Origin of the sequence: Dickeya oryzae, from assembly GCF_009372235.1 — a bacterium.
Taxonomy (GTDB): domain Bacteria; phylum Pseudomonadota; class Gammaproteobacteria; order Enterobacterales; family Enterobacteriaceae; genus Dickeya; species Dickeya oryzae.
On the sequence record NZ_ML762923.1, the window covers coordinates 278,699 to 295,530 of the forward strand.

General features: G+C 57.9%; 9 protein-coding genes. 5 read left to right on the forward strand and 4 right to left on the reverse strand.

Going from position 1 to position 16,832, the window contains the following annotated elements:
* Nucleotides 1–8: 8 nt before the first annotated feature.
* The gene (locus FAZ14_RS09965; protein WP_016943797.1) at nucleotides 9–497 is read left to right on the forward strand and encodes an Lrp/AsnC family transcriptional regulator; all 489 of its coding nucleotides are present in this window, start codon (nucleotides 9–11) and stop codon (nucleotides 495–497) included.
* Between the two features lie 111 nt (nucleotides 498–608).
* Here FAZ14_RS09965 and FAZ14_RS09970 read toward each other — a convergent pair whose 3' ends face one another.
* Complete coding sequence (locus FAZ14_RS09970; protein ID WP_153508475.1) at nucleotides 609–1,511, reverse strand: LysR family transcriptional regulator; 903 nt, start codon at nucleotides 1,509–1,511, stop codon at nucleotides 609–611.
* A gap of 91 nt (nucleotides 1,512–1,602) precedes the next feature.
* Here FAZ14_RS09970 and FAZ14_RS09975 point away from each other — a divergent pair, with 91 nt between their 5' ends.
* From FAZ14_RS09975 to FAZ14_RS09990, 4 genes are all read left to right on the forward strand, one after another.
* Entirely contained in the window at nucleotides 1,603–2,619 is a 1,017-nt protein-coding gene (locus tag FAZ14_RS09975) for an NADP-dependent oxidoreductase (protein WP_194287074.1), read from the forward strand.
* A 60-nt stretch (nucleotides 2,620–2,679) separates the two neighbouring features.
* Nucleotides 2,680–2,982 carry a putative quinol monooxygenase gene (locus tag FAZ14_RS09980; protein ID WP_153508468.1) on the forward strand — a complete coding sequence of 101 codons (303 nt, stop codon included), beginning with the start codon at nucleotides 2,680–2,682 and terminating at the stop codon, nucleotides 2,980–2,982.
* 413 nt (nucleotides 2,983–3,395) lie between these two features.
* On the forward strand, nucleotides 3,396–3,962 hold the full coding sequence (locus tag FAZ14_RS09985; protein WP_153508469.1) for a TetR/AcrR family transcriptional regulator: 567 nt from the start codon (nucleotides 3,396–3,398) through the stop codon (nucleotides 3,960–3,962).
* Between the two features lie 63 nt (nucleotides 3,963–4,025).
* On the forward strand, nucleotides 4,026–4,502 hold the full coding sequence (locus FAZ14_RS09990) for a nuclear transport factor 2 family protein (RefSeq protein WP_016943792.1): 477 nt from the start codon (nucleotides 4,026–4,028) through the stop codon (nucleotides 4,500–4,502).
* A gap of 116 nt (nucleotides 4,503–4,618) precedes the next feature.
* Here the strand turns inward: FAZ14_RS09990 and yajD are convergent, their stop codons facing one another.
* The 3 genes from yajD to FAZ14_RS10005 all read right to left on the reverse strand — a co-directional run bounded on the left by yajD (nucleotide 4,619) and on the right by FAZ14_RS10005 (nucleotide 16,805).
* Nucleotides 4,619–4,966: an HNH nuclease YajD gene (gene yajD / locus FAZ14_RS09995; RefSeq protein WP_016943791.1), complete on the reverse strand. Its 348-nt coding sequence runs from the start codon at nucleotides 4,964–4,966 to the stop codon at nucleotides 4,619–4,621.
* 157 nt (nucleotides 4,967–5,123) lie between these two features.
* Nucleotides 5,124–6,788 carry a cyclic peptide export ABC transporter gene (locus FAZ14_RS10000; protein WP_153508470.1) on the reverse strand — a complete coding sequence of 555 codons (1,665 nt, stop codon included), beginning with the start codon at nucleotides 6,786–6,788 and terminating at the stop codon, nucleotides 5,124–5,126.
* Between the two features lie 81 nt (nucleotides 6,789–6,869).
* On the reverse strand, nucleotides 6,870–16,805 hold the full coding sequence (locus FAZ14_RS10005; protein ID WP_206670628.1) for a non-ribosomal peptide synthetase: 9,936 nt from the start codon (nucleotides 16,803–16,805) through the stop codon (nucleotides 6,870–6,872).
* Between the last annotated feature and the right edge of the window lie 27 nt (nucleotides 16,806–16,832).

Here is a 16,832-nt window from a genome sequence, read left to right on the forward strand (position 1 = left end):
TTTCCATTATGGCACTTAGCCCGATAGATATGAAAATTCTCAAGCTGTTACAAGACGATGCGCGTGTAACTAATCAGGTACTGGCTGAAAAGATAGGCATGTCAGCGTCTCCTTGTTGGCGCAAAGTGCGCAAGCTTGAGGAAGATGGGGTGATTCAGGGCTACCGTGCTGTCCTTGACCGTAAAAAGATCGGTCTGGGCGTGATGGTTTTCATTCGGGTAGCGATTGATAGCCACAGTGAAGCGGAGGCAAAAAAATTCGAAGAAGAGGTCACTGCATTGGAAGATGTGGTTGCTTGCTATAGCATCGGTGGAGATGCAGACTTTCTGCTACAAGTTGTGGTATCTGATCTGGACTACTATGCTGATTTCGCCATGTCAGTTGTACGCCGCTTACCGGGAATTAAAGAAATGCAGAGCATGTTTGTCCTTAAAGAAATCAAACCATTGGTTACTTATCCAATAAAAAAACTGTCCGAGAATGATCTTCCCCAGTAATAATGGATACCAGGCGTAAAAACCCTGCTTCAGCAGGTTCTCATACACCAGCAGACCATGCTCACGGTAACGCTCACTGTGCAGTGTTTATTATCACCAGAGGCAGGCAATTTAAGCGTATTTAAGCATATGGTCCAGAAAGGCGCGTACCGCAGGATTTGAACGACGGCTTTCATGCCAGACCGCTGAAATATTGCGACGCTCCACAGCAAAATCAGAGAGTACAGGGACTAATTTTTTCTCCCTTACCAGAGCCGCGACCATAAAATCTGAAGCCATGCCTATTCCGGCTCCGGCGGCAATTGCTGCGATGACCGCTTCGCTTGCATCAACAATCACCGTTGACGGAGGCACTATTTCAACTTCCCGCTCCCCGATGCGGAACGGCCAGCGAAAAAGTTGCCCTGTATTTTGGTAACGCAGATTAATCGTTTTATGCCCGATGAGGTCATCGGGGTGTGCCGGAAGGGGGCTATGGGCTAAATATTCAGGCGAAGCATAACAACCTATCTGATAGGGCGGGAGGCGACGCAACAGGAGGTTTGAATCTGCAAGCTCGCCAATTCGAATGGCAATATCAATATTTTCATCAACGATGCTTACTACCTGATCGCTCAAGCGTAAATCAATCATCACTTTTGGATGACGTGCGCAAAATTCCGCAAGCACCGGGGCAATCATATGGATGCCCACCGGTAACGATGCCGCAATGCGCAACATCCCTGCTGGCTCGGCGCGTGAGCGCTTCGCTATCTGCTCTATCTCCTCGGCATCCCGTAATAACTGCAAAGCCCGTTCGTGCAGCTCACGCCCCTCGGCAGTCAGTACGAGCGAACGTGTCGTTCGGGTGAATAAGGTGACACCGAGATGCTTCTCCAGCCGCTGAATACTCTTACTGATGGCTGAAGGCGAAACGGAAAGCGAGCGGGCAGCAGCAGTATAGCTACCCAACGCACCTGCACGCGCGAATGCAATGAGACCCGTGAGTCTTTCAATACCTATTTGTTCCTTCATGGCATAAGTAAAGCGAAATTCGGCCATATTATCAACTATGAGTATTGGTCGTATGCTCTGTCACCTGAGTACCTTTTAGAGCGAGATGGTAATGACTGAAATGATGAAAGCAGTACAGCTACATGCGTTTGGCGGGCCAGATAATCTGCTTTATGAAGACATATCCATGCCACGGGTGGGAAATGACGATGTTCTTGTCCATGTGCGGGCGGCCAGCCTTAACCCGCCAGACTGGTATCTGCGTGACGGTTATCGGGCATTGCCGCGGGAATGGTGGCCAAATCCCACTTTCCCGCTCATTTTAGGTACTGACGTATCCGGCGTTGTCGCAGCGGTCGGTAAAAATGTTACAGCGTTCAGCATCGGAGATGAGGTCTATTCGATGGTGCGCTTTCCTGAAAGGGTGATGGCGGGCAGTGGTGCCTATGCAGACTATGTCAGCGTTCCTGCATCAGAACTGGCGCTGAAACCTCGGGGAATTGGACATGTTGAAGCCGCGGGCGCACCGATGTCACTCCTCACGGCCTGGCAGTTTCTTATCGAAACGGGGCATGATGCGCCAAATCCTTTCCAGCCTTTTCCTCACAAAGCGGTGCCATTAGCCGGTCGGACCGTATTGGTCAATGGTGCCGGTGGCGGCGTGGGACATATTGCCGTGCAGCTTGCTCGTTGGAAAGGTGCGCGGGTGATTGCAGTGGCGTCTTCGCGCAATGAGGCGCTATTACGCGACCTGGGTGCTGACGAATTTATCGACTACACCACAACAGCGGCTGAGAGCGCCGTAAAGAATGTTGATCTCGTTCTTGATGCAGTTGGTGGCGCCAATATGGCGCGTTTTCTGCGCTGTATAAGACCAGGCGGTGCATTATTTCTCGTTAATCCTTTGGGTTTTTCCGCAAGGAGTGAGGCCGCTCAAAAAGATATTTTGGTGTCATCAACGCAAGTACGTTCCAGTGGTGCGCAATTATCTGAAGCTGGTCATCTTCTGGAAAGCGGCATTATCCGGGTCGTCGTTGATAGCACTTATCCGTTAGCCATGGCATCTGCCGCCCATCAGCGTGCTGCAATGGGAAGTATTCAGGGCAAAATTGTGCTGACAAACTTTTGATAATCACTTTCCCGACCAGCCCTGTATGACGGTCGGGGAGTAACAGAAAAGGCAAAGAATATGCTCATCATTTCCGGTTATGTAGTGATTGACCCCTCTTACTTACAGCAGTTTATGGCCGATATAAAGCTACTTGCTCAAACCGCGCGCAAACGTGAAGGAAACCTCGCGTATGACGTTGCACTAGAGGATCCTTTGGTGGCAAGAGTGCTCGTATCTGAACGCTGGCAAGATCAGGATGCACTGACTGCGCATCTTGCTGCGACCAACACCCAAGCGTTTATCACCCAATGGCAAGGACGCATGAAGGGCGACGTTCTGAAACATGACGCCTTTAACGAAAGAGGTCTTTGGGATGTGTAATGACAATGTGGTAACGATTGAATGTGTTGAGAGTAACCGTATTCTCATCGTAGGAAGCATAACGTGTTAACTATTTAACGGGGCTTCTGTTCAGGAAAGGGCAGACATCATCCGGACCCATGGGCCGGGTAAACTCACTGTGTTTTCAAGAATTCAGACCGCCTTATTTTTACAGGATTTTTTTAACCTGCCTCTCCCTAACGCGTCATCCATCCATCACACTGAGATCGTACGGGATAACCCGCCGGACATCGGGTTTTCGTTCCTGCACGCTACAGCGTTATACAGTTTTTTTGCCAGATGTATGTTTTGTTTTTGATTTTAAAGCACTTTATTAATGTCCCCCGCCGGGGGACAAAAAAGATTATCGACTAACACTTGATCGAGGAGAACGATCGTTCTACCATCACCCTATGAACAAAAACATGACTAACACACGAGAGAAGATTCTCGCGACCGCTGAACAGCTCATCTACCAGAACGGTATTCATGCCACCGGTATGGATCTTCTGGTGAAGACGTCAGGCGTGGCCCGGAAAAGTATTTATCACCATTTCACGAACAAAGACGAAGTGGCTGCCGCGGCGCTGAGCGCGCGTGATGTGCGCTGGATGGAGTGGTTCAGGACGGAATGCGACAAGGCGGATACGCCGCGGGAGCGCATCCTGAATATGTTCACCGTGCTTAAAGGCTGGTTCGAGTCGGAGGGATATCGCGGATGCGCGTTTATCAACACGGCAGGTGAAGTGGGAGATCCTTCTGATCCGGTTCGTCAAATAGCCAGCGTGCACAAACAGAAGCTACTGGACTACGTGTTTGAGCTTACCGCTCAACTGAATACCGCGCAGCCGTTACCTCTGGCCCGGCAGCTACTGATACTGATTGAAGGCGCTATCACCATGTCGCGTGTTATGGGCGATTACAGCGCCGCCGATGATGCAAGAGATGTCGCTCAGCTGTTACTGAAGCCGATCCCGTAGCCGAGTCTGGGTTCCAACGATGAAACACTCACTGAAATATCCAATTATACTGGAGGCACCACCATGTCCGATTCACAAATCCGTCCACCACTGCCGCCGTTCACCCGCGAGTCAGCGATTGAAAAAGTAAGGCTGGCGGAAGATGGCTGGAACACCCGCGATGCCGATAAAGTGTCGCTCGCTTACTCTCTGGACACCAAATGGCGTAACCGCGCAGAGTTTGCCAATAATCGTGAAGAGGCCAGGGGTTTCCTCGAGCGCAAGTGGAAAAAAGAGTTGGAATACCGTCTTATCAAGGAGTTGTGGGCTTTTGACGGTGACCGAATTGCTGTCCGGTACGCTTACGAGTGGCGCGATGACTCCGGTAACTGGTTCCGTTCTTACGGCAACGAAAACTGGGAATTTGGTGAAGACGGGCTGATGCATCACCGCTACGCGTGTATCAATGACATGCCTATCAAAGAAAGTGAGCGCAAGTTCCACTGGCCTCTGGGACGCCGTCCGGATGACCATCCGGGGTTATCTGAGCTGGGCCTGTAACTTTCCCTGTTTCCCTCATTGGGTGCCCGGCTACTGTGTCCTTGCCGGGCGCTTGTCTCATCGGTGTGGTGTTCGTTTGTCGAATGCCTCAGTGTGTAAAGCGGACGTTGCTGCTACTATTTCTTCTTATTAAGCATCGATTTGAGATCGGCAAAGGGATTATAGGTGGCTGTGCCAACATCTTTTTGCGCGTCTTCCCCCGCCACAACGGTTGTACCGTACTGCTCGGCTTCCGTGTACTTCGAGTGTTCGTGGTCATGACAAAACAGACACAATAACTCCCAATTGCTGCCATCTTCAGGGTTATTGGTATGGTCGTGATCGATATGGTGAACCGTTAATTCGCGTAGGTTTGAATAAACAAACTCCCGTGAGCAACGTCCACACACCCATGGATAGATTTTTAGTGCTTTTTCACGGTAACCGCTTTCCAGCCGCGCGTAGTTTTTGGGGATTAGAGCCATTGCCAATGCTGCCTGTTGTAAAGGGATAATTTTATAATATATCCCATGTAGAAAATAGAAAGAGACTGTTCGTCGTCATTCGTGTTTCGAACCACGATATGGGTATTGCGCGGCTAAATGTACGCAATACCCGCCATCGCCTCAATCAGCAGATGTCTCAATCAGCCGATGTCCCGCTCGCCGATGCGGGTGCCCCTGTGGCCAGTTGACCGTCATCAAACCGGAGCAACTGATCGGCCAGATGGAAGTAACGGTCATCATGGGTAATCACAATGACCAGCTTATTCTGCGCTTTCAGGCGGGGAATGATCTCGGTGTAAAACAGCCGACGGAATCTGGGGTCCTGATCCGCCGCCCATTCGTCAAAGACACAGATTGGTGTGTTTTCACAGTAGGACATGATCAGCGCCAGGCGTTTTTTCTGCCCGGAGGAGAGGTTTGTCGAGGACAGCTGACCGTGGGAGACGCTCACTTTATTGTTCAGTTCCAGATCAATCAGATGGCGTTGGATCATGGCGTCATCACCGGGGTTACCCCATTCATCCAGAACGTGATCGAACAGGAAGAAATCCGCGAAAATCGTGGAAAATGCCTGCTGGTATTCGGTAAGCGGGATGGTGTCAGACACGATGTCATCATCCAGACTGATCTGGCCCTGATCTGGCTGGTACAAGCCGACCAACAGTTTTGCAAACGTCGATTTACCGCTGCCGTTGCCGCCGGTCAGAAAGACTGCTTCTCCGCGCCGGAACTGTGCATCAATAGGGCCGATACCAAAGCGGTACTGATCCCCGGCATCTGCCTGATAGTGAAAGGTGAGCTGGCGGACGTTAAGCGTCTGCCATGCCAGCCGTTCTGAGAGCGAATGGTGGCTTGATGGGGCCATGTCGGCCTCGTCCCGGGTCAGCGGCAGCCCTTCGACGTTACGGTAGGAGACGGTAAATTCGCTAAAACGGGATAATGAACTGACGACGTTTTCTACCGGGTCGATCATATACAGGATCACCAGCGCGAAGCCGACGACCGAGTCTGTCGGGATGTCTTTGAAATACAGGCTGGAGCCGAATACCACCAGACCAACCAGAAAAAAAATCAACGTCGAGCCAATACTGTTCAGCATCGTAAAAATTAACGATACCCGGACACTGAGATGGCGGATGTCGCGGTAATTGGTTTTCAGAACCCGTTCATAAATGAAGTGACGCCGTCTGGCATTAATGCTCAGCTCCTGGCTACCGTCGACCATCATCTGCATGCCCTCAAACAGCGCATCTTCATAGTGACGCAGGTGCTTGAAATGGCGTAGCCCATAACGAAGGAAGACGCTGGCGATCAGTCCGAGCAGGATGATAAGCGCCGTTGAAACCAGAAACAGACGCCCGGAGAGGTAACTCATGTAACTCAGACAGAGCACCACCGTGATCAGGCTGTAGATGAACTCCGGCAGGATCAGCAGGCCTTCCGACAGCTTGGCCGCGTCGGTTTTCAGCGCGGCCAGAATGCGGTGCCCGCCGATGCGTTCAATGATGGCATAAGGTGTTGACAGCAGACGGCGGGTGAGTGAGTCCCTGAATTCATAAACGACGCGAGCCCCCAGCCGGGCCAGCAGATAGCGGGACATCAGGCCGAACAGCAATACCGCCGAGACCGCCAGTAAAAACCAGACAAAAGGTGTGACGCTGGCAGCGGACTGGCTGGTCATGGCACCGATCTGTAGGGTAATGATCTTTAGCATGCCAATACCAGACAGCGCGCTGATAGCACTCAGCACCGTGGCCAGCAGAACCTGCCATTTGAAACGGACAACGATAAGTTTGAACATCCGTTTTTCCTGTTTTCCTTGTTATTCAGTATAAAGCCGCCGGTTATGACACCCGGCGGGGATTAATGACAGCACGGTGGCTTATTTCCGTTGTATCCAGTCGGCAATAAACGTCACGTGTGGCATTTTCAGCAACTGGACATGGTTACCGGCGCCGCGCTGAAGCTGTATGGCCGGGATCAACGTCTGCCAGCCGGTCATCCGGTCGACGTCTGCGTCCTCGGCCAGAATCAGTGACGGCGTGACCACCGGCAGCAACGTCGGCTGGTATCCGGTGCGCAGGTTGGTGGCAAAAACCCGGAAGATGGCCGTCAGATCCTGCACCCGGCTGCTGGCTGACATCACACCACACTCGACCAGGCGCTGATGCAGGCACACCAGCCGCTGCGGTTGCGTCAATGTCGCCAGCTCAGGTTCCGTCAGTGCCAGTGCCGTACCTTGCATTTCAAACAGCGCGATCAGCCGCATGCATACCTGCAGGTCCGGGTACTCTTTCGCTGCCTGGGGCGCTCTGGAGTCCACCAGCGTCAGCGATGCCACCGGCATGCCCTCTTGCTCCAGCTGTCGCGCCAGCTCCAGTGCACTCCAGCCACCGAACGAATGCCCCAGCAGATGAAGTGGCCCGTTGAGCGACTGCGCTTTCAGCGCCGCCAGATAATACTGGGCGGCAGCCTCGACAGAACTGTGCGGTGTAGTACCTTCCAGCAAGCCCTGTGGCTGCAGGCCCCATACCTGCCAGTCATCCGACATGGCGGCAGTCAGTGCCATAAAACTCATGACGTTATCACCGGCACCGGGAATGCAGACCAGCACCGGCCCGGTCTGTCGGCCTGTCTGTAACGTGATAACCGGCGTCTGAGTATGCTGCATGGCTGTCGGCTCTGACAGCCTGCGGGCCTGAATCGCCCTGGATATCTGCTGACCGACCGTGCCGACATGAGCCTCGGTAAACAGGCTCATGTGGTCACCGGGCACCGGGGTCACCCGGATTGAGGACGGCGGTAAGATGCGGTCCCAGTGCAGGTACGGCTCTGCCCGTGCCAGACTGTCGCGGGCAGCCAGCAGGTCAACCTGAACCGGCAGTGGCTGTGGTCGGTACTCGGCATTCAGCAGATCCTGACGGTGTTGCAGCCAGCGGCAGAAATACGTCGGCGTCCAGTCAGAGGGGATGACGCCCTGTTGGCAGGCCAGTGCATGGTAATCCTGCCATTGCCGACAGGTTGCCAGCGCCGCGGTTGGCAGCGGTTCACCCCGCAGCGTCAGGACATCCTGAATCAGCGCCTGACTCATCTGCTCCAGCGTCTCTGCCGTATGCGATACCGATTCGACTGGCGGTAACGCCCAGGTATCCAGCAGCCCCAGGAATTCAACCGACTGGTTCAGTCCAATCAACTGCGCGGCAATTTCATACGCCAGTGTGCCGCCCAGCGACCAGCCCAGCAGGCGATACGGCCCCTGTGGTTGTACTTCGCGGATAATGCCGACATAACGGGTTGCTGCTCCTTGCAACGTTGTGAAGCTCGGCAGATGGCGATCCGGCCCCAGCAGGCCGTACACCGGAATATCCGCATCAATCGCTGCCACCAGTTGCGGGCCGTAAAGCAGTTCGCCGGTAGCCTCTGGCACCACGAACAAGGGGCGTTGCGACCCGGACGAACGCAACGCTATCCAGGCCTTGCGTTGTGTTTCTGCTATGTCGAGCGCGGCTGCCAGCTCAAACAGGTGAGGGGATTCAAACAGGGTGGACAGGGAAAGCGTGAGTCCACGCCTGTGCATTTCACTCACCAGTTTCACCGCCAGTAATGAATGGCCGCCGAGTTCAAAGAAGTGATCCTGACGACCAACACGCTCAACCCCCAGCAGTGTCTGCCACAGCTCCGCCAGCATGTGCTCCATGGCACTACGCGGCGCTTCAAAGGTCTGGTGGATAAAGGCGCTGTCATCCGGCTCCGGCAGGGCTTTTTGGTCAATCTTGCCATTGGCCGTCAGCGGCAGGGCGTCAACAGACACATAGACCGCCGGGGTCATGTAAGCAGGCAATTGCCCGGCGATGTGATCACGTAGCGCCTGCACGTCAGCGTCACCGACATACCAGGCCACCAGACGCGGCTCGCCATCCTGACCGGGGCGTGCCAGCACCACAGCATCCGTGACCTGCGCGTGACTACGCACCGTTGCTTCGATCTCACCCAGCTCGATACGGAAACCGCGTATTTTGACCTGATGATCGTTACGGCCCAGATAGTCGAGGGTGCCGTCAGCATTCCAGCGAGCCAGATCGCCAGAGCGGTACATCCGTGCACCAGTTTGTGCCGCAAACGGATCGTCAAGGAAGCGTTCGGCGGTCAGTTCTGGCCGGTTCAGGTAACCGCGCGCGACACCGGCCCCGGCGACATACAGCTCGCCGATCACCCCGATGGGCACCGGCTGTTGCTGTGCATCCAGCAGGTAGGTGCGTAAATCCGGCAGACGACGTCCGATCGGGCTGATGGTGGACGCAACATCCGCGGGCTGCAACGGCTGCCAGGTGACATGTACCGTGGTTTCGGTAATGCCGTACATATTGATGAGCTGTGTGCGGTGATTGGCTGCTCGTGCATACCACGGTGCCAGGCTCGATGGATTCAGCGCTTCGCCGCCAAAAATCACATAGCGCAATGCGTGGTGCCCGGCGTTGTCGGCCTGCGCTGCCATCAACTGCCGGAACGCGCTCGGCGTCTGGTTGAGAACCGTGACGTCTTGCTCACAAAGCAACTGATAGAAGGCCTCTGGCGAACGGCTGACCAGATACGGCACCACCACCAGACGACCCCCGTTGAGCAGCGCCCCCCAGATTTCCCAGACGGAAAAGTCAAAGGCGTAGGAGTGGAACAGTGTCCAGACATCCCCGGCACCGAACTGGAACAGCGGTTGCGAGGCGCGCAACAGCCGCACGACATGGTGGTGTTCCACCAGCACGCCTTTCGGCAGCCCGGTGGAGCCGGAGGTATAGATGACATAGGCCAGATGATGCGGCGTCAGGCCGCGTGTTGTCGGGTTGATATTATCAGCAGAGCAGGTGGCCCACGGCCGCGCCGGGTTATCCAGCGTAATCACCGGGCGGTCAGTCGGCACGCTGGCACGCAGCGTGGTGGTGGTGATTAACGCGACCGGATTACTGTCACGCAGAATATAGTGCAACCGTTCTTCCGGATAGCTCGGATCGAGCGGGACATAGGCCCCACCGGCTTTTAGCGTTGCCAGCAGCGCCACCACCAGCTCGACGCTGCGCTCCAGTGCAATCGCTACCCGGTCATCCGGCCTGACACCCTGTTCAATCAGCCAGTGCGCCAGTTGGTTGGCGTGTTCATTCAGCTCGCCATAGCTCAGTGATTCGTTTTCGAAGACCACGGCAACAGCGTCCGGCTGCCGGGCGGCCTGCTGCTCAAACCATTCGTGAATGCAGATATCCGCCGGGAAGTGAGTCTCAATGTCATTGAAGCCGTACAGTACCTGCTGGCGTTCGGCGTCCGGCAGCACCGTCAGGGTATGCACCGGTTGCGTTGGTGCCTGCGCCAGCGCGTCGGCCAGCGCCGTCAGGGTGAGGCGCATCATTTCGCCGACACGCGCCGCACCGATACCCTCTGCAACCTGAATATCGAGGCTGAAGCCCGCCGCGCCCTGATCGTTCACCGATACGTTGACCGGGTAGTTAGTGCGCTCCTGACTGAACAGCACATCGATGCCATCCAGCTCTGTCTGTACCTCTGTCTGTTCGCTGCCGCCGTTATAGCGGTAGTTGAGCAGGCTGGTGAACAGCGGGCTCTGGGCACCGACACCGCTGCATTGCTGGACGTCGGCCAGCGCGGCATGTTCAAAACGCAGCAGTCCGGCCAGGCCGTCGTGCGTCTGGCGCAGTGCCTGTTCAACACTCACCTGCCCCAGCGACAGGCGCAACGGCAGGGTGTTCAGGAACATGCCCAGCACCCGGTCAGCGCCGTCACCACCGGCCATACGACCAAACAGCACGGTGCCGAACACGACGTTATCCTGCCCGGTAGTGGCCTGCACCACGCGTCCCCAGGCGAGGTGGAACAGGCTGGTGACGCTGATGCCGCGCTGTTGTGACAGTGCCCGCAGCCGTTGCCCCAGGATGTCTGACAGTACCAGATGATGTTCGTCGATGTGCTGGCCGTTACCCTGGCTATCCCGCAGCCCGAACGGGGCGCAGGGTTCATCAATATCCCCAAGCTGTGCCCGGAAATAGTCCTGCTGTGCCGATTGTTGTGCCGGTATAGCCGTCTGCTGGCGGGCGAGAGCGACAAACTGCCGGAACGGCAGCGGGGCGGGTAACTGGTCGGCACGGCCCAACAGGTGTGCCTGCACCTCTTCGAGCAGCAGCTCCAGCGTGGTGTGGTCCATACACAAATGGTGGTGCAGCAGGCACAGCAGCCAGCGGTTATTGGCCGGGTCGGCGACCTGATAACTCTGGATCATCGGTGCCTGCGCGACATTCATCTGCAACTGCGCCGGAGTAAAGCGCTGTTGCAGGATATCGGCGACATCGTCGGATTCGATAACCAGCGTTTCCACCGGCATCACGGCCTCGCGCCAGACCACCTGCACGGCCTCGTCCAGCCCTTCCCAGACGATGCCGGTACGCAGAATGTCGTGACGCTGAATGACGGCCTGCAAGGCGGCAATAAAATGATCCAGCCTGTCCTTTTCGGCAAAACTCAGGATGGAGCGGGTGATGTAGGCATCCCCCACCGGCTGCAGCAGATGATGGAACAAAATGCCGGTCTGCAACGGTGCCAGTGGGTAGATGTCCTGCACATTGCGCACGCCTCCCGGCACGGTCGCCACCACGGCATCAATCTGCGTTTGCGTCAGGGCAACTAAAGGCAGCATCTCCGGGGTGATCTGCTCGCAATCTGGGTGAATACGGTTGGCCGGAATAGTCGCGGTTGCTTCACTGCCCGTCAACGTGGTTGCCAGTGCAGCCAGCGTCGGTTGCCTGAACAGCTCGCTGACGGCGAGTGTATACCCCGCCCGGCGCAGGCGTTCAATCAGCTTAATCGCCAGCAGCGAATGACCACCGAGTTCAAAGAAGTGATCCTGCCGCCCGACGCGCTCAAGCCCCAGCAACTCCTGCCATATCGTGGCAATCGCCTGTTCGGTGGCGGTTTGTGGTGCCTCGTAGTCGGTGTGGACAAAGGCGCTGTCATCCGGGGCGGGTAAGGCGTTGCGATCGACTTTACCGTTCGGTGTCAGTGGCAGTGCCAGCATCTGTACACAGGCTGCCGGTACCATATGTGCAGGCAGCTGCCCGGCGAGATGGTGGCGCAGGGCGTGCGCCTCGGCGTCACCGACATACCAGACGATCAGCCGCGGTTGGCCGTTATGATCCGCCCGAGCCAGCACCACCGCTTCGGTGACGTGAGGGCAGCCGAGTGCGCAGGACTCGATTTCACCCGGCTCGATACGAAAACCGCGGATCTTGACCTGACTGTCGTTACGGCCGAGGTATTCCAGCGTCCCGTCAGTCTGCCAGCGGCCCAGATCGCCGGTGCGGTACATCCGTGCACCCGGCCCGTGAGCAAACGGATCATTCAGAAAACGCTCAGTCGTCAGATCGGGCCGGTTCAGATAGCCGCGCGCGACACCGACGCCGCCGATATAAATCTCACCGGTGACACCGACGGGGACCAACTGACCGTGACCGTCCAGCAGATAGATTTTGGTGTTTTCAACCGGGTAGCCGATCGGTGGCTGACCGGCATAAGGCTGATGCAGGGCAAAGGTGCTGGCCCAGATAGTGGCTTCGGTCGGGCCATAGGCGTTGTAGACCGCCCGGCCAGCACACCAGGGCGCAATCGCTTCACGGCTGATGGCGTCCCCGGCGGTCACCAGCACGGCCAGATCTGGCAGCGCCTGTGCCGGGTTGAGGCTGGAGAGTGCCGCCGGTGGCAGTGTGGCATGGCTGATACGCTGTTGCTGCATAAACTGCGTCAACGTCTCACCCAGCAGTCGGCCCCGAGGCAGGTAGAGCGCTGCCCCAGAGCACAATGCCATCACGATATCGAACAGACTGGCATCGAAACTGAGGGAGCTGAACTGGAGTACACGGCTGCCTGCCCCTGCGTTAAACAGGCGGATTTGTGCCTGTGACAGATTACACAGGCCCCGGTGCTCGACTAGCACCCCTTTCGGCAGCCCGGTGGAGCCGGAGGTGTAAATCACATAGGCCAGATGGCGGGGCGTCAGGCCCACCGCTGCCGGGCTGATGTTGTCAGCCGGGCAGGTGGCCCAGGGTTGTACCGGCGTATCCAGCGCAATTACCGGGCAGTCGGCGGCTATCTGGCTATTCAGCGCGGTGATGGTGATCAGCACCACCGGTGCACTGTCGGCCAGCATGTACTGCAGGCGCTCTGTCGGGTAGGCCGGGTCGAGCGGGACATAGGCCCCACCGGCTTTCAGCGTCGCCAGCAACGCCACCACCAGCTCGACGCTGCGCTCCAGCGCTATCGCCACACGCTGATCCGGTCTGACACCCTGTTCAATCAGCCAGTACGCCAGCTGATTCGCCCGGCGGTTCAGCTCGCCATAGCGCAGTGACTGACCGTCGAAGACCACGGCGACGGCGTCCGGCTGCTGAGTGGCCTGCTGTTCGAACAATTGATGAATGCAGAGATCCGCCGGGAAGTCTGCCGCCGTGTCGTTAAAGCCGAGCAGTACCTGCTGGCGTTCGGCGTCCGGCAGTACCGTCAGGGCATGCACCGGTTGCGTTGGTGCCTGCACCAGCGCGTCAGCCAGTGCCGTCAGGGTGAACTGCATCATTTCGCCGACACGTGCCGCACCAATACCCTCTGCAACCTGAATATCGAGGCTGAAGCCCGCCGCACCCTGATCGTTCACCGATACGTTGACCGGGTAGTTGGTGCGCTCCTGACTGAACAGCACGTCGATGCCATCCAGCTCTGTTTGTACCTCTGTCTGTTCGCTGCCGCCGTTATAGCGGTAGTTGAGCAGGCTGGTGAACAGCGGGCTCTGAGCGTCAACGCCGCTGCATTGCTGGACATCGGCCAGCGAGGCGTGCTCATGAGCCAGCAGTCCGGCCAGACTGTCGTGCGTCTGGCGCAGAGCCTGTTCGACACTGACCTGACCCAGCGACAGGCGCAACGGCAGGGTGTTCAGGAACATGCCCAGCACCCGGTCTGCGCCGTCACCACCGGCCATACGGCCAAACAGCACGGTGCCGAACACGACGTTATCCTGGCCGGTAGTGGCCTGCACCACACGGCCCCAGGCGAGATGGAACAGGCTGGTGACACTGATGCCACGCTGTTGTGACAGTGCCCGCAGCCGTTGCGCCAGGGAGTCTGACAGTGGCAGATGGTGTTCGTCGATGTGTTGACCGCTGCCCTGAACATCGAGCAGCCCGAACGGGGCGCAGGGCGCGTCAATATCCCCGAGTTGTGCCCGGAAATAGTCCTGCTGCGCCTGCGCATCCGTTTGTTGACGGGCGAGGGCGACAAACTGCCGGAACGGCAGCGGGGCCGGTAGCTGGTCGGCACGGCCCAGCAGGTGTGCCTGCACCTCTTCGAGCAGCAGCTCCAGCGTGGTGTGGTCCATGCACAGGTGGTGATGCAGCAGGCACAGCAGCCAGCGGTTATTGGACGGGTCGGCAGCCTGATAACTCTGGATCATCGGGGCCTGAGTGATGTTCATCTGCAACTGCGCCGGGGTAAAACGCTGCTGCAGGGCGTCGGCAACATCGTCGGATTCGATAACCAGCGTCTCCACCGGCATCACGGCCTCGCGCCAGACCACCTGCACGGCGTCGTCCAGCCCTTCCCATACAATGCCGGTACGCAGAATGTCGTGACGCTGAATCACCGCCTGCAAGGCGGCAATAAAATGATCCAGCCCGTCCTTTTCGGCAAAGCTCAGGATGGAGTGGGTGATATACGCATCCCCCACCGGCTGCAACAGATGGTGGAACAGAATGCCGTTCTGTAACGGTGCCAGCGGGTAGATATCCTGCACATTACGCACGCCGCCCGGCACGGTCGCCACCACGGTATCGATCTGTGCCTGCGTCAGGGTAACCAGCGGCAACATGGCCGGGGTGATGTGGGTGCTGTCGGCATGGATCAGGTTGGCCGGTACTGCCATGGCAGTGTCGCTGCCCGTCAGCGTAGCGGCCAGTGCGGCCAGCGTCGGCTGTCTGAACAGGTCGCTGACGGCGAGCGTATACCCCGCCTGTCGTAAGCGTTCGATAAGCTTAATCGCCATCAGCGAATGACCACCGAGCTCGAAGAAGTGATCCTGCCGCCCGACACGCTCAATCCCCAGCAGGCCCTGCCATATCGTGGCAATCGCCTGTTCGGCGGCGGTTTTCGGAGCTTCATAGTCGTGGCGGACAAAGGCGCTGTCATCCGGGGCGGGCAGCGCCTTGCGGTCCACCTTGCCGTTGGGTGTCAGCGGGATCTGGCCCAGTTGCACGTACGCCGCGGGCACCATGGACGCGGGCAGGCGCTGCGTCAGCTGTGCTTTCAGCGCCTCAACGGTGAGTGCTTCATCCGACAGAGTGTAATAGGCCACCAGTCGCTGATCGCCGGTAGTGGTGCGCTGTGCCACCACCACCGCCTCGCGTACACCGGTGCAGCCCTGCACTGCCGACTCAACCTCACCAGGTTCAATACGGAAGCCACGGATCTTGACCTGCTCGTCATTACGGCCCAGATAGTCGATAGTGCCGTCGGCATGCCAGCGGCCCACATCGCCTGTCTTGTACATCCGCGCATTTGGCGCGCTCGAGAACGGATCGGCCAGGAAGCGTTCGGCGGTCAGGTCGGGGCGGTTCAGGTAACCACGCGCCACACCGGTGCCACCGATATAAATCTCACCGGTCACCCCGACTGGCACCGGCTGGCGGTTCGCATCCAGCAGGTAAACCCGACGGTTGGCCATCGGGCGGCCGATATGTGGCTGGGCGGTTTGTCCGGTGATGCGCGTATGGGTGCTGTCCACGGTACATTCGGTCGGGCCGTAGACGTTGTGGAACGCCACCTCTTCCAGCGAGGCCAGCAGCTGCCACTGGGCGGTACCGATGGCTTCACCGCCAAGCAGGACCGTGCGCAGTGACGGCGGTAATGGCCCGGCGGCCATCAGCAGCGCCAGCTGTGACGGTGTGCAGTCAAAGACCTCCAGCGCCTGCTGTGTCATCCACTCGCGCAGTTGCTCACCGTTCTGGCGTATCGCGTCGGGCACAATCACCAGCGTGCGGCCCGAGGCCAGTTGCACCAGCTGCTGCACCGAGGCATCAAAGGACGGTGAGGCGTTGAGGCTGACGCGTTGCAGGTCGGCGGAGCCATACACCGCCTGTTCCAGCCCGGCCCACAGGTTGACCACGCTGCCGTGTTCGACCTGTACCCCTTTCGGCAGTCCGGTGGAGCCGGAGGTATAGATAATATAGGACAGATGATGCGGCGTCAGGCCCACCGCCGCCGGGCTGATGTTGTCGGCCGGGCAGGTGGCCCACGGTTGTACCGGCATATCCAGCGCAATCACCGGGCAGTCGGCGGCTATCTGGCTATTCAGCGCGGTAGTGGTGATTAACACCACCGGTGCGCTGTCGGCCAGCATGTACTGCAGGCGCGCTGCCGGGTAGGCCGGGTCGAGCGGCACATAGGCCCCCCCGGCTTTCAGCGTTGCCAGCAGCGCCACCACCAGGTCGACACCGCGCGCCAGCGCTATCGCCACCCGGTCATCCGGCCTGACACCCTGTTCAGTCAGCCAGTGTGCCAGCTGATTCGCACGGCGGTTCAGTTCGCCATAGCACAGTGACTCGTTTTCGAACACCACGGCGATGGCGTCCGGCTGGCGGGCGGCCTGCTGTTCAACCAGTTGATGGATGCAGACCCCGGTTGGGAACGTAGTGACGGTGTCATTAAAGCCGTGCAGCACCTGCTGGCGTTCGGCGTCCGGCAGCAGCGCTATCTGGGCCACCGGCTGATGGCTGTCGGCCACCATGGCGTGCAGCAGCGTCTGCCAGTAGGC

Coding starts and splice junctions, on each gene's coding strand:
- FAZ14_RS09965 (WP_016943797.1), top strand. CDS start 9: ATGGCACTTAGCCCGATAGATATGAAAATTCTCAAGCTGTTACAAGAC.
- FAZ14_RS09970 (WP_153508475.1), bottom strand. CDS start 1,511: ATGAAGGAACAAATAGGTATTGAAAGACTCACGGGTCTCATTGCATTC.
- FAZ14_RS09975 (WP_194287074.1), top strand. CDS start 1,603: ATGACTGAAATGATGAAAGCAGTACAGCTACATGCGTTTGGCGGGCCA.
- FAZ14_RS09980 (WP_153508468.1), top strand. CDS start 2,680: ATGCTCATCATTTCCGGTTATGTAGTGATTGACCCCTCTTACTTACAG.
- FAZ14_RS09985 (WP_153508469.1), top strand. CDS start 3,396: ATGAACAAAAACATGACTAACACACGAGAGAAGATTCTCGCGACCGCT.
- FAZ14_RS09990 (WP_016943792.1), top strand. CDS start 4,026: ATGTCCGATTCACAAATCCGTCCACCACTGCCGCCGTTCACCCGCGAG.
- yajD (WP_016943791.1), bottom strand. CDS start 4,966: ATGGCTCTAATCCCCAAAAACTACGCGCGGCTGGAAAGCGGTTACCGT.
- FAZ14_RS10000 (WP_153508470.1), bottom strand. CDS start 6,788: ATGTTCAAACTTATCGTTGTCCGTTTCAAATGGCAGGTTCTGCTGGCC.
- FAZ14_RS10005 (WP_206670628.1), bottom strand. CDS start 16,805: ATGGTGGCCGACAGCCATCAGCCGGTGGCCCAGATAGCGCTGCTGCCG.